Below are 13,402 nucleotides of genomic sequence, written 5' to 3' on the forward strand. Positions count from 1 at the left end.
CTGCGCCTACCTCGTGTCCGGCTGGGCGGGGACGGGGAGCCGGGCCAGTGCCTCGGCGATGACATCCGCCGCCGTGGTGCCCAGGCTCGCGGCCCGGCGGTCCACCAGCAGCCGGTGCGCCAGGACGGGTTCTGCCAGCTTGCGGATGTCGTCCGGGAGCACAAAGCGCCGCCCGGCCAGCGCCGCCGACGCCTTGGAGGCGCGCAGCAGCTGCAGCAGCGCGCGCGGGCTGGCACCGAGGCGGAGCTTGTCGCTGGTGCGGGTGGCCTGGCCCAGCGCCACCGTATATTCCTTGACGGCGGCGGAAACGTGCGTGCCCGCCACGACGTCGAGCATGGCCGCAACGTCCGCCGTCGTCGCCACGGGCTGCACGGCATCGAGGGGGTTCACGGACTGGTGGGTCTCCAGCATGGCCAGCTCCGCCGACGTGTCCGGATAGCCCATGGAAATCCGGGCCATGAAGCGGTCGCGCTGGGCCTCGGGCAGGGGATAGGTGCCCTCCATCTCGATCGGGTTTTGCGTGGCGACCACCATGAACGGTTCCTGCAGCCGGTATGACGTCCCGTCCACCGTGACCTGGTGCTCCTCCATGGATTCCAGCAGCGCGGACTGGGTCTTGGCGGAGGCACGGTTGATCTCGTCGCCGATGACCAGGTTGGCGAAAATGGCGCCGGGGCGGAACTCGAAGGTCTGCGCCGACTGGTTGTAGATGGAGACACCGGTGATGTCGCTGGGCAGCAGGTCGGGGGTGAACTGGATGCGGCTGACCGAACAGTCCAGCGCCCGCGCCAGCGTCTTGGCCAGCAGTGTCTTGCCGACCCCGGGCACGTCCTCCAGCAGCAGGTGGCCACGCGCCAGCAGCACGGTCAGGGCCAGGTCCACGGCCTCTTCCTTGCCGTCGATCACCGTGTTCATGGCGGCCATGATGTCCCGGCTGAGCCCGGCGAACCGTTCGGCGTCCATGGGCTGCTGCCGCGGGCGCGTGGCGGGCTGCGCGGGCCGCCGGCCGTTGGGCTCCAAGCCGTCCGGTTCCGTGCCCGGACCTTGTGCCGCCGTCAATGTCTCGCGCGGATGCATGCCCAACCTTTCGGTCCGTTTGTGACCTACGCTACTAGTATCTCCGGTTTGCGTCGAAAGTGGCTGGGAAGCGGTGGATAATCCCGGCTAAAATTGGCAAACATGTGCTCCCCCGACGTACCCCGCCCCTACCGCCGTGATGAATCCCCGGAGGCCGGCCCCACGTCCGACGGCGGGAAGCGCCGCCCGGGCTTTGGGCCCGCCCCCGCGCCGCTGCCCGTGCCGGTGTACGACAACCACACGCACTTTGACTTTGGCGACTCTCCCGTCACCCTGAAGGACGCGCTCGATTCCGCCGGGGCCGTGGGCATTGCCGGCGCCGTGCAGGTGGGGTGCGATCTGGAATCCTCCCGCTTCACGGTGCAGGCAGTGGACCTGGACCCGCGCGTCCTGGGCGCCGTGGCCATCCACCCCAACGACGCGCCCGAACTGGCGGGGGAGGGGGCCCTGGAGGCCGCGCTGGCTGAAATTGAGGCGCTGGCCGCGCACCCGCGCATCCGTGCCATCGGCGAGACCGGCCTGGACTATTTCCGCACCGGCCCGGACGGCGTTGCGTCCCAGAAATACTCCTTCCGCCGGCACATTGACATAGCCAAAAGGCAGGGGCTCGCGCTGCAGATCCACGACCGTGACGCGCACAGCGACGTGGTGGATGTCCTGCGGGAGGAGGGGGCGCCGTCGTGCGTGGTTTTCCACTGCTTTTCCGGGGACGCCGAACTGGCCAGGATATGTAACGACAACGGCTGGTACATGTCATTTTCGGGCACCCTCACTTTTAAAAATGCGGGAAATTTGCGGGAGGCGCTCGCCGTCGCCGATCCGGCCCTGGTCATGGTGGAAACGGACGCCCCGTTTTTGACTCCGCATCCGCACCGGGGACGGCCGAACGCCAGTTATATGCTGCCGTACACGGTGCAAAGCATGGCACAGTTGACGGGCCGTCCGCTGGACGGGCTGGGAGAGCTTTTACGGGCAAATACGGAGTCGGTCTACGGTTCCTGGGACGCCTGAAACGGGGTGGCGGCCGTTATCAAATCTTGTCTATTTGATAACGGTTGGGTTACGCTGGGGGACTATTAGCCGGGGTCGGGGAAGGCCTACGGATGAAATGCCACGGAATCCACCGTTCAATTGGGCCCCGTGGCAACCGTTCGCGGCGGACATTTTTTGCAGTGATTTTGCCTTGGGGCAGGTCCGTGCCAAATTGCTCCGCCACTCCCCGTGCCCGGGTGCTCTAGTAGTTACGGGAACAAGTGACCAACCTCTTCGCCACCAACGGCAAACTGAACTTTTTGAAGATTTCAGGGCAGGCTGCGGTGCTCATCGCCCTCGTAGCCGGGCTCATGACCTTCATGGGAGCCAACAAATCCATCAGCCTCACGGTGGATGGCACGGCAAGTTCAGTTTCGACGTTTGGCGGATCCGTGGCGGACGTCCTGAACAAGGCCCACGTCACGGTTGGTCCCGAAGACCGCGTCACCCCCGCACTGGACACCCAAGTGGAAAGCGGCACGGCCATCACGGTAGACACGGCCAAGAACATCAAGGTGAACCTGGACGGCACCGAGCGCACCGTCACCACCACCTCGAACAAGATCAAGGGCCTCATCAGCCAGCTGGGAGTCGCAGCCAACGCCCGCGTCTCCGAACCGGCCGACGCACTCCTGGCCAGCGCGAGCGACATCAGCATCATCACCCCCAAGCCCGTCACCCTCATTGCCGACGGCAAGACGGCCGTGAAGACCACCACCGCGGCGACCGTGGCCGACGTCCTGACCGAGGCCGGCATCAAGCTCGGCGCCGCCGACCTCGTCTCCGTCCCGGCCGAGTCCGACGTCGTGGCCAACATGGTGGTCAAAGTCTCCCGCGTGAACAACTCCGGCACCGTCTCCGAGACTTCGCCCCTGGCCTTCAAGACCACCGAGACGGTCGACCCCACCATGTACAAGGACCAGTCGAAGACCGTCCGCGCCGGCGTGGCCGGAACCCTGCAGACCAACTTCCGCACCGTGGCGATTGACGGCCAGGTGGTCAGCCGCAGCGAAACGGGAACCAAGGTCCTCACCGCTCCGATCGACGCGCAGGTCACCGTCGGTTCCAAGGCACGCCCGGCTCCGAACCCCGCCCCCAAGCCCGCCAACACCGGCGCTGCAGCCCCGGCCATGGCCAACACGGCCATGTGGGACGCCATCGCCCAGTGCGAGTCCGGCGGCAACTGGGCCATCAACACCGGCAACGGCTACTACGGCGGCCTGCAGTTCGACAGCGGAACCTGGCTCAGCAACGGCGGCGGCGCGTATGCCCCCAACGCCAGCCTGGCCACGAAGGCCCAGCAGATTGCCATCGCCAACAAGGTTTACGCCCAGCGCGGCCTGGGCCCCTGGGGCTGCGCCGGCGCCGCTGGTTGAGCTTGTCGAAACCCCCGCTGGTTGAGCCTGTCAAAGCCCCCGCTCCCCGCAGCTGTCGAAGCTGCGGGGAGCCTCTGCGTTAAGCGCAGCCTTTGGGTCGAGTGCACACCTGTGGCGGGTTCGCGGCGTGCGGACCCGCCGTATCTATACACTCGGCGGGAACAGCGGGGGACCGAAGGGCGCCCCCGCAGGGTCGGCAGCCCGGAGCAGATACGATTGTCCAGTGACCTCGACCCAGCCCAGCCCCGCGACCCAGCCGCTCCTCGGCGCCACTGAGATCCGCCGCCTCGCGGAGGAGATCGGCGTCCGCCCCACCAAGACGCTGGGCCAGAACTTCGTCATCGACGGCAACACCATCCGCCGGATTGTGGCCGCAGCGAAGGTCGACCCGGAGGAGACCGTGCTGGAGGTGGGCCCCGGGCTGGGCTCCCTGACGCTGGGCCTGCTGGACGCCGCGGCCCGTGTGGTGGCCGTGGAGATCGACCCCGTCCTGGCCGCAAAGCTGCCCTCAACCGTCGCCGCGTTCCGCCCGGAGAAGGCGGGCAATCTCGACGTCGTGCTCTCAGACGCCATGCGCGTGACCGAACTTCCGGCGCAACCCACTGCCCTGGTGGCAAACCTGCCGTACAACGTGGCCGTGCCCGTGGTGCTGCACCTGCTGGAACACTTCCCGTCGCTGCAGCACGGGCTGGTCATGGTCCAGGACGAGGTGGCGGACAGGATGGTGGCGGGCCCCGGCTCCAAGACGTACGGGGTCCCCTCGGTCAAGGGCGCCTGGTATTCGCACATGCGCAAGGCCGGCGTGATCGGCATGAACGTGTTTTGGCCGGCGCCGAAGATTTCCTCCGGGCTCGTGGAGTTCACCCGCCGCGAGCCTCCCGTGACACGGGCCAGCCGCCAGCAGGTGTTTGCCGTGATCGACGCCGCCTTTGCCCAGCGCCGCAAGACCCTGCGGGCCGCCCTGGCAGGCTGGGCCGGCGGCGCAGCCGAGGCCGAACGCTGCCTGCGCGAGGCCGGCGTGGATCCCACGGCCCGCGGCGAAGTGATTGACGTGGCCGCCTTCGCCCGCATCGCCGAGGCCAAGATCCCGATGACGGCGTAAATGGAGTCCATGAACCCCGGCGATAACACGCCCGCGGACTTTCTCACCGACGCCCTGGGCGCCGACTACGACTGGACGGGCCAGCCCCGGCACGTCCGCGTCAAGGCGCCCGGCAAGATCAACGCCTCCTTCCGCGCAGGCCCGCTCCGCCCGGACGGCTACCACTCCGTGGCCAGCACCTACCTGGCCGTGTCCCTGTACGAGGAAATCCAGGCCACGGCCAAGCCCGGCACCCCGCCCACCGACGTCACCGTGAGCATCAGCCGGAACAGCACCCTGGCCCCCGAACTGCTCGCCGGCATCCCGCTGGACGGGAGCAACCTGGCCGTCCGGGCGGCCCTGCTCGTGGCGGACATCAGCGAAAACGCGTCCGGCGTGCACCTGGAAATCACCAAGCGCGTGCCCATCGCCGGCGGCATGGGCGGCGGATCCGCGGATGCCGCGGCGGCGCTCGTGGCGTGCGACGCCCTCTGGCACACGGGCCTGTCGCGGGAGGAACTGGCGCACCTCGCGGCCGAGCTGGGCGCGGACGTGCCGTTCGCACTCCTCGGTGGCGCCGCCGTCGGGCTTGGGGTGGGGGACCGGCTCACCTCCGCCCTGGCCCCGGAACCGCTGCACTGGGTCCTGGTGCAGTCGGACTTCGGGCTCTCGACGCCCGTGGTCTACGGCACCCTCGACACACTGCGCGCCGGGGCCGGCCCGGATGAACCCGGCCAGGTGGACCCGGCCATCCTCGCGGCCCTGCGCGCGGCGGACCCGGCGCGGCTGGCGCCCTGCCTGGCCAACGACCTGCAGGCCGCCGCCGTGCACCTGGCCCCCGGCCTGGCGGACGTGCTCGACGCCGGGACCCGGCTGGGTGCGCTGGCCGCCCTGGTCTCGGGGTCGGGGCCCACGGTCGCGATGCTCGCCAGGGACCAGGCGCACGCGCTGGACCTCGTGGCGCAGCTGGCCGGCGACGGGCTGGACGCGCAGGCCGTGGAAGGCCCCGTGCACGGTGCGCAACGAATATTTGACGCATGAATTCCTTAATGAAAGTGGTTTGACGTGGCACATCTCCTTGGCGGGGAAAATCTCAGCATCGCCTTTGCCACCCGCACTGTCCTGGACGGTGTCACGGTGGGGCTTGAAGAAGGCGACCGCATCGGCATTGTGGGCCGCAACGGCGACGGCAAGTCCACGCTGATGCGCCTGCTGGCCGGGCGGCAGACCGCGGATTCCGGCCGGGTCACGGTGCGCGGTGGCGTGCACGTGGGCTACCTGGACCAGTCGGACGTGCTCGACGGCGAGAGCACCGTGGGTTTCGCAATTGTGGGCGAGGCCGCGGACCACGAGTGGGCGTCCAACCCCAAGATCCGCGAAATCATGGGCGCACTGGTGGGCGAGGTGGACTGGCACGCCAACATCCATTCGCTCTCCGGCGGGCAGAAGCGGCGCGTGGCCCTGGCCAAGCTGCTCATCAGCAACGACGACGTCATCATGCTCGACGAGCCCACCAACCACCTCGACGTGGAGGGCGTCGCCTGGCTGGCCAAGCACCTCCAGGGGCGCTGGCGGGCCAACGAGGGCGCCTTCGTGGTGGTCACCCACGACCGCTGGTTCCTTGACGAGGTCTGCAACCGCACGTGGGAAGTGCACGACGCCATGATTGACCCGTTCGACGGCGGATACGCGGCGTACGTGCTGGCCCGCGCCGAACGTGACCGCATGGCATCCGTCATGGAAAACAAGCGCGTGCAGCTGGTCAAGAAGGAACTCGCGTGGCTCCGCCGCGGCGCCCCGGCCCGCACGGCCAAGCCGAAGTTCCGCATCGAGGCCGCCAACGCGATCATTGCCGACGTCCCGGAGCCGCGCGACACCGTGGCGCTGTCCCGCATGGCCACGGCCCGGCAGGGCAAGGACGTGCTGGACCTGGAAAACGTCTCGCTGACATACGGGGAGAAGGAGATCTTCAAGAACATCACGCTGCGGCTGGCACCCGGGGAACGGCTGGGGCTGGTCGGCGTGAACGGTGCGGGCAAGACCACCCTGCTGCGCCTGCTCAACGGCGAGGTCCCGCCGTCGTCCGGGCGGCTCAAGCGCGGCAAGACGGTGCAGACGGCCGTGCTGACGCAGGAGGTGCGCGAGCTGGACGACGTCCTGGACCTGCGCGTCCTGGAGGTCATTGAGCGGGAGAAACGCTCCTTTGAGGTGGGCGGGAAGGACATGACGGCCGGGCAGCTGGTGGAGCAGCTTGGCTTCACGAAGGACAAGCAGTGGACGCCCGTGCGGGACCTTTCCGGCGGCGAGCGGCGGCGTCTGCAACTGCTGCGGCTGCTCGTCGGGGAGCCGAACGTGCTCATGCTTGACGAGCCCACGAACGACCTGGACACCGACACGCTGGCGGCTGTGGAGGACGTGCTGGACGGGTGGCCGGGGACGCTGGTGGTGGTCTCGCACGACAGGTACCTGCTCGAGCGCGTCACCGACCACCAGATGGCGCTGCTGGGCGACGGCAAGCTGCGCGGGCTGCCCGGGGGAGTGGACCAGTATTTGGAACTGCGCGAGGAGGCGCTGTCCGCAGCGTCCCGCCCGGCTGCCTCCGGGGCTGCTGGCGGGGCGGCGCCGTCCGGGCCGTCCGAGGCGGAAAAGCGCGAGGCCCGCAAGAACCTGAACCGCGTGGAGCGCCAACTGTCCAAGATCGCCGCGGCGGAGGCCAAGGTGCACACGCAGATGGCAGACAAGGTGGGCGACTACGAGGCCCTCGGCGAACTGAACGCGAAGCTGGGCGAGCTGGCAGGGGAGAAGGAAACCCTGGAACTCGAGTGGCTCGAAGCCTCCGAGGTCCTCGAGTAGCGCTTCGCGCCGAGCCGGGCAAAACTTGCGACGGGTTGTGCCCCAAGTGCACCGGGGGCACAACCCGTCCGGAGTTTTCCTCCGGGCCCGATGCCTTATCCACAGTTCCACAAGTTGGGCCAGCCAGGACCTTTCCGGCGCGCAAGACTGGGGTAATGGCGGACCAGAGCAGAAAACGGACAGGCCCTACGTTGGAAGCTGTCATTTCCGGGTACGGCACTGTCGCCCGGCGCAAGGATCTGACCGCTGCCGGCTTCTCGGCATGGCAGTTGTCGCAGGCCCAGCTTGAGGGGCGGATCAAGATGGTGGCGCCGGGATACTTTGGGTTGCCGAATGCCGATCCCATGGACGTGTTGTTGGCGAAGAAGCGTGGGCGGCGAAGTTGCCTGAGCAAGGCCAGGCAGCTCGGCTTGTGGGTCATCAGCGAGCCCGAACGACTCCACATTGCCGTGTCACACGGCCATCCCGTGCCGGGCTGCATAGTTCACAGGGTTCGCGGCAGGCAGACCTTGATGGACATCCTCCACCAATGTGTGAAATGCGGTTCGGAAGTGGAAGCCTTGTGTGTCCTGGAATCCGCGATCGTTCTCAAGAAGTGCACCTTTGCCCAACTTCGGCAGTCGTTCTCCGGGCGTGAAGACGGGGCAGGCCGGGCAATCATCGGCATGATCGACCCGCAAGCACAGTCAATAGTCGAAACCATTGGCCGCTATTACCTTCGGAAGGCAGGCTTCAACGTCCAAGCGCAGTTCTTCGTCAGGGGCGTGGGGCACCTGGATTTACTGGTGGACGGCATCTTGGGCGTTGAGACGGACGGCGAAACCTACCACAACACCCAGGAGGGCTGGACAGAGGACCTGCGACGGGACAACCTGCTGGTGGTCAACGGGGTGTGGTGTTTGCGCATACCTGCCCGAATGGTGCTTGAAGAACCGGAACTCATGATGAAGTGGGTGCGGCAGGGGCTTGAAAAGATTGAGGGCAAGTGAAGCGGGGCAGGACCGGAGCCAAATTGTGCGCCTGGTACACCGGGGGCACAACTCCCACCGCGTCCAGCCCCTGACGGAAGTCGGCGGCAGCATATGAACTTTGCCACGCCGGAACGGCCAAACTTACCGCGTTGGCGGGCCCCGAGTCGCGAAACACGTCCCGGCCGTGGCACACTAGATTCTCGTGGGCCGCGCCGGTAAGGCAGCAGTGCTCATTCCGCCCTGGTGTAACGGCAGCACCCCAGCCTTTGGAGCTGTGGAGTATAGGTTCGAATCCTATGGGCGGAACATTCCGGCCCACCCCGGCACCCGCCCAACGCGGCTCCGGCACCCAGCCCAGACCCCCGCGCGATGAACGGGCACCGGCCGCGAGCGGGTAACATTGGATTGTTTCCCATTGCGTACGTTTTCTTCACGGACCTCTGTCCGGGCAGGAGTGCCACTTAGTGAGCCCCCAAAACACCAATTCGTCCAATCCCGCCGCCGTGATCGTGCTGGCAGCCGGCGCCGGTACCCGGATGAAATCCCGCCTCCCGAAGATCTTGCACCCCATTGGCGGAATCTCCATGGTGGGCCACGCACTCGCCGCGGCGCACGGGCTGAACCCGGAACGGCTCGCGGTCGTGGTCCGCTTTGAACGCGACCAGGTCGCAGCCCACATTGCGCAGCTGGACCCGAAGGCACTGATCGTCGACCAGGACGAAATCCCCGGCACCGGCCGCGCCGTGCAGGCCGCCCTCGAAGCCCTGGACGCCGAAAACGAAATTGAAGGCACCGTGGTGGTCACATACGGCGACGTTCCGCTGCTGACCACCGAACTCCTCGAAGAACTCACCGCCACGCACCAAAAGGACAACAATGCCGTCACCGTCCTCACCGCGGTCCTTGACGACGCCACCGGCTACGGCCGCATCCTCCGCGACGCCACTGACGGCACCGTGCTGGGCATCCGCGAGCACAAGGACGCCAGCGACGCAGAGCGCGGCATCAAGGAAATCAACTCCGGCATCTACGCCTTCGACGCCGCCGTCCTCCGCGAGGCGCTCAAGTCCGTCACCACGGACAACAACCAGGGCGAGATGTACCTCACCGATGTTTTGGGCCTGGCCAGGAACGACGGCGGACGCGTCGCCGCGGTGGCCACCGCGGACCGCTGGCAGGTGGAAGGCGCCAACGACCGCGTCCAGCTCGCCACGCTGGGCGCCGAGCACAACCGCCGGATCGTCGAGTCCTGGATGCGCCGCGGCGTCACCGTGATCGACCCGGCCACCACGTGGATTGACTCCACCGTGGAACTCGATGAGGACGTCACCATCCTGCCCGGCACCCAACTGCACGGGAAAACAACGGTGGCGAGGGACGCCGTCGTCGGCCCGGACTCCACGCTCACGGACGTCCAGATTGCCGAGCGCGCCGAGGTCACGCGCACGCACGGCTCCGGCGCCGTCATCGGCGAGGGCGCGCACGTCGGCCCGTTCACCTACCTGCGCCCCGGGACCGTGCTGGGCGCGGACGGCAAGATCGGCGCGTTCTACGAAACGAAGAACGTCACGATCGGCCGCGGCTCCAAGCTCAGCCACCTCGGGTACGCCGGCGACGCCGAAATAGGCGAGGACACCAACATCGGCTGCGGCAACATCACGGCCAACTACGACGGCGTGCACAAGCACCGCACCGTGATCGGCTCGGGCGTGCGCACCGGCTCCAACACCGTCTTCGTGGCCCCGGTGACCGTGGGGGACGGTGCCTTCACCGGGGCGGGCGCCATTGTGCGCAAGGATGTGCCCGCCGGCGCACTGACGCTGAGCGTGGCACCGCAGCGCAACGACGAAGGCTGGACCGAGACGCACCGGCCCGGCAGCATCTCCGCCGCCGCAGCCGGCAAGTCCAACTAAAGACCCCCACCACCCGCGAGAAAGCGATCCCATGAGCGAACTGAGCTACAACGGCGACAAAAAACTGGTGTTGGCGTCCGGCCGAGCACACCCCGAGCTGGCCGAGGAAGTGGCTCGCTGCCTGAAGACCGAACTGCTGCCAATGTCTGCCTACGACTTTGCCAACGGTGAGATCTACGTCCGCTCGGGGGAGAGCGTGCGCGGCAAGGAAGTGTTCGTCATCCAGGCCCACCCGGCCCCGCTGAACAACTGGCTCATGGAACAGCTCATCATGGTCGACTCCATGAAGCGCGCCTCCGCCCGCCGCATTACCGTGGTGGCCCCGTTCTACCCGTACGCCCGCCAGGACAAGAAGGGCCGCGGCCGCGAGCCGATCTCCGCCCGCCTGGTCGCGGACCTCTACAAGACCGCCGGCGCCGACCGCATCATGAGCGTGGACCTGCACACCGCCCAGATCCAGGGCTTCTTCGACGGCCCCGTGGACCACCTTTTCGCCATCCCGCTGCTGGCCGACCACATTCGTGAAATTGTGGGGGACGACGCCGTCACTGTTGTTTCGCCCGACACCGGACGTGTGCGTGTGGCTGAGCAGTGGGCGGAGCGGCTGGGCGGGGCGCCGCTGGCGTTCGTGCACAAGTCGCGCGACCTGACCGTGCCGAACCAGGCCGTGTCCAAGACCGTGGTGGGCCAGGTCGAAGGCCGCACCTGCGTGCTGATTGACGACATGATCGACACCGGCGGCACCATTGCCGGCGCCGTCCGCGTGCTCAAGGACGCCGGCGCCAAGGACGTCATCATCGCCGCCACCCACGCCGTGTTCTCCGATCCGGCCGCCGAACGCCTGGCCAACTGCGGCGCGCGCCAGGTGGTGGTCACAAACACGTTGCCCATCCCGGCCGAAAAGCGCTTCCCCACGCTGACCGTGCTCTCCATCGCCCCGCTGCTGGCCCGCGCCATCAAGGAAGTCTTCGAGGACGGCTCCGTCACGTCCCTGTTTGACGGCAACGCCTAACTGGCGGCGGCGGGTTCGGTTTCGGCCCTGCCTTTATGCTCCGGACTCGGGCCGGGTTTGGCGCAGCTTGTCCACTGGCGCCAAACCGGCCATGGGTCCGGAGCATAAGCCAACTGTCCGGCTTTTATGCTCCGGATTCGTGCCCGGGTTCTGCGCATAAGGTACGCCGTCCATGCCTCCACAGGCTGGGTGGACGCCATGCTCTTCCACAATTACGACGACGGGGCTGCCGCGGCCGCCGGCGTGTGGACACCATGGGTGGCATGGAGAATTCAAAGGCACTCAATTCCCGCTCGGTTGAAGAGGAAGTTGCCTGGTACGGGAAGGTTGCCCGGCGCAAGGACCTGCTGGTCCGGGGATGCACGCCCTGGGCCATGAAAAAGGCCGAGGACGCGGGGCAAATCCAACGGATCGGCCGGGGCTATTATGCGCTGCCGGACGCAGATCCCCTTGATGTCCGCCTTGCCCGGCACCAGGCGCGGCGGACATGTTTCACGAAGGCTGAACAACTGGGCCTGTGGATTATCAAGTCGCCGCCCGTGCCGCATGTGGCTGCGGCCCACGGGCGGCCCGTTCCCGGATGCGTGGTGCACAAGGTCAGCGGGCAGCAGACCCTGATGGACATTCTGCGCCAATGCGTCAAGTGCGGTTCCGAGGTCGAGGCGCTCGTGGTCCTGGAGTCCGCGGTGGTGCTGAAGGAATGCACCATTCCCCAGCTGCGTGCCGCATTTGCCGGACGGGAGGACACCCGGGGGCGGGCCGTCATTGACATGATCGATCCCCAGTCGATGTCCATCGTTGAAACCGTGGCCAGGTACTACGTGCGCAAGGCCGGGCTTAACGTCCAGGGCCAGTTTTACGTACCCGGCGTTGGACACCTCGACCTGCTGGTTGAGGGCATCCTGGGCGTGGAAACGGACGGCGCCGAGTACCACAACACGGCCAAGGGATGGGCTGAAGACCTGCGACGGGACAACCTGCTCGTCGTCAAGGGAATGTGGTGCCTTCGCATTCCTGCTGCCGTTGTGCTGGGCCGCCCCGACATCATGCTGGGCTGGGTGCAGCAGGCCCTGGCGATGATCAATGGCTCGCAAAAATAGGCGGCGTCCCGGTTTTTATGCGCCGGACCGGGGGTGGGTTTGGCGCAGCCCGTTCACTGGCGCCGAACCGGGCGTGGGTTTGGAGCATAAGAAAAGTTCCGTGCCGTTATGCTCAGGACTGTCCGGGCAGTCCGGCGCATAAGGTCCGGCCGCAGCCCCGCAGCCCCGCAGCCGCGCAGCCCCGCAGCCCCGCAGCCCAGCAGCCCAGCAGCCCCGGAGCCCCCGCCCGAGCCCGCGTCGCTCCCGCCGCTGCCGCTCTGCTAAACTTGCACGGTAAACCTTGGCGAGGGACGCCCACACAGCGTCCGTGATCGACTGGGTCCCACAGCTCCTTCACGTGTGTCGGATTGTGTTGACCTTTTTAGTCCACGCCTACACCACTGAAGGAGCATTTTCATGTCTGACTTGAACCTCACTGCCGAACTCCGCAGCGAATTCGGCAAGGGCGCTGCCCGCCGCATCCGCCGCGCAGCCCAGATCCCCGCAGTCATCTACGGCCACGGCGCCGAGCCGCTGCACATCGTCCTGCCGGAGCGCGCCACCGTCCGCGCCATCCGCGGCGCCAACGCCCTGCTGACCATCACGGTCGCCGGCGAAAAGCACCTGGCCCTCGTCAAGGACGTCCAGCGCGACCCCGTACTGCAGATCGTCGAGCACATCGACCTGCTGACCGTGAAGAAGGGCGAGAAGGTCATCGTTGACGTCCCCGTCATCATTGTTGGCGAGCCGGCCCCGTCCGTCGTCGTGAACCAGGAAGAAATGTCCGTCAGCCTCTCCGCGGACGCCACCGACCTGCCGGCCCACGTCGAGATCGACATCAACGGCCGCGCAGCCGGCGAGCACGTCCACGCCAGCGACCTGGTCCTGCCGGCCGGCGTTGAGCTGCTGACCGACGCGTCGCTGCTGATCGTGCACCTGGCCGAGCCCTCCGTTGTGGCCGAAGCCGAAGCCGCCGAGGAAGCCGCGGCAGCAGAGTAGCCTCCACAC

Annotated in this window: 11 protein-coding genes and 1 tRNA gene; 11 read left to right on the plus strand and 1 reads right to left on the minus strand. The window is 67.3% G+C overall.

Translation table 11 applies throughout. From position 1 onward, the window contains the following. Nucleotides 1-6 precede the first annotated feature (6 nt). Nucleotides 7-1,077 (minus strand): MoxR family ATPase, encoded by a 1,071-nt coding sequence (locus MMF96_RS06015; RefSeq protein WP_176617234.1) that lies wholly within the window; start codon nucleotides 1,075-1,077, stop codon nucleotides 7-9. A 102-nt stretch (nucleotides 1,078-1,179) separates the two neighbouring features. Between MMF96_RS06015 and MMF96_RS06020 the strand changes: the two genes are divergently transcribed. The 11 genes from MMF96_RS06020 (at nucleotide 1,180) to MMF96_RS06070 (ending at nucleotide 13,393) form a co-directional block, all read left to right on the plus strand. Continuing rightward, nucleotides 1,180-2,088 carry a TatD family hydrolase gene (locus tag MMF96_RS06020; protein WP_256882900.1) on the plus strand — a complete coding sequence of 303 codons (909 nt, stop codon included), beginning with the start codon at nucleotides 1,180-1,182 and terminating at the stop codon, nucleotides 2,086-2,088. Nucleotides 2,089-2,330: 242 nt separating this feature from the next. Continuing rightward, nucleotides 2,331-3,485 carry a resuscitation-promoting factor gene (locus MMF96_RS06025; RefSeq protein WP_256882901.1) on the plus strand — a complete coding sequence of 385 codons (1,155 nt, stop codon included), beginning with the start codon at nucleotides 2,331-2,333 and terminating at the stop codon, nucleotides 3,483-3,485. A 223-nt stretch (nucleotides 3,486-3,708) separates the two neighbouring features. After that, nucleotides 3,709-4,587: a 16S rRNA (adenine(1518)-N(6)/adenine(1519)-N(6))-dimethyltransferase RsmA gene (gene rsmA / locus MMF96_RS06030; protein ID WP_256882902.1), complete on the plus strand. Its 879-nt coding sequence runs from the start codon at nucleotides 3,709-3,711 to the stop codon at nucleotides 4,585-4,587. A gap of 9 nt (nucleotides 4,588-4,596) precedes the next feature. Continuing rightward, nucleotides 4,597-5,607 (plus strand): 4-(cytidine 5'-diphospho)-2-C-methyl-D-erythritol kinase, encoded by a 1,011-nt coding sequence (locus MMF96_RS06035; RefSeq protein ID WP_256882903.1) that lies wholly within the window; start codon nucleotides 4,597-4,599, stop codon nucleotides 5,605-5,607. A 24-nt stretch (nucleotides 5,608-5,631) separates the two neighbouring features. Further along, nucleotides 5,632-7,419, plus strand: coding sequence for an ABC-F family ATP-binding cassette domain-containing protein (locus MMF96_RS06040; RefSeq protein ID WP_256882904.1), 1,788 nt, complete (start codon nucleotides 5,632-5,634; stop codon nucleotides 7,417-7,419). 155 nt (nucleotides 7,420-7,574) lie between these two features. Continuing rightward, nucleotides 7,575-8,408: a hypothetical protein gene (locus MMF96_RS06045; protein WP_256882905.1), complete on the plus strand. Its 834-nt coding sequence runs from the start codon at nucleotides 7,575-7,577 to the stop codon at nucleotides 8,406-8,408. Nucleotides 8,409-8,624: 216 nt separating this feature from the next. After that, nucleotides 8,625-8,696 (plus strand) — tRNA-Gln (locus MMF96_RS06050). 158 nt (nucleotides 8,697-8,854) lie between these two features. Beyond that, nucleotides 8,855-10,303: a bifunctional UDP-N-acetylglucosamine diphosphorylase/glucosamine-1-phosphate N-acetyltransferase GlmU gene (glmU, locus tag MMF96_RS06055; protein ID WP_256882906.1), complete on the plus strand. Its 1,449-nt coding sequence runs from the start codon at nucleotides 8,855-8,857 to the stop codon at nucleotides 10,301-10,303. Between the two features lie 31 nt (nucleotides 10,304-10,334). Further along, nucleotides 10,335-11,315 (plus strand): ribose-phosphate diphosphokinase, encoded by a 981-nt coding sequence (locus MMF96_RS06060; protein ID WP_176617227.1) that lies wholly within the window; start codon nucleotides 10,335-10,337, stop codon nucleotides 11,313-11,315. Nucleotides 11,316-11,578: 263 nt separating this feature from the next. Next, nucleotides 11,579-12,415, plus strand: coding sequence for a type IV toxin-antitoxin system AbiEi family antitoxin domain-containing protein (locus MMF96_RS06065; RefSeq protein ID WP_256882907.1), 837 nt, complete (start codon nucleotides 11,579-11,581; stop codon nucleotides 12,413-12,415). Between the two features lie 396 nt (nucleotides 12,416-12,811). Continuing rightward, nucleotides 12,812-13,393, plus strand: coding sequence for a 50S ribosomal protein L25/general stress protein Ctc (locus MMF96_RS06070; protein WP_256882908.1), 582 nt, complete (start codon nucleotides 12,812-12,814; stop codon nucleotides 13,391-13,393). Nucleotides 13,394-13,402 lie beyond the last annotated feature (9 nt).

The organism is Arthrobacter sp. STN4, from assembly GCF_024539665.1.
Lineage (GTDB): Bacteria > Actinomycetota > Actinomycetes > Actinomycetales > Micrococcaceae > Specibacter.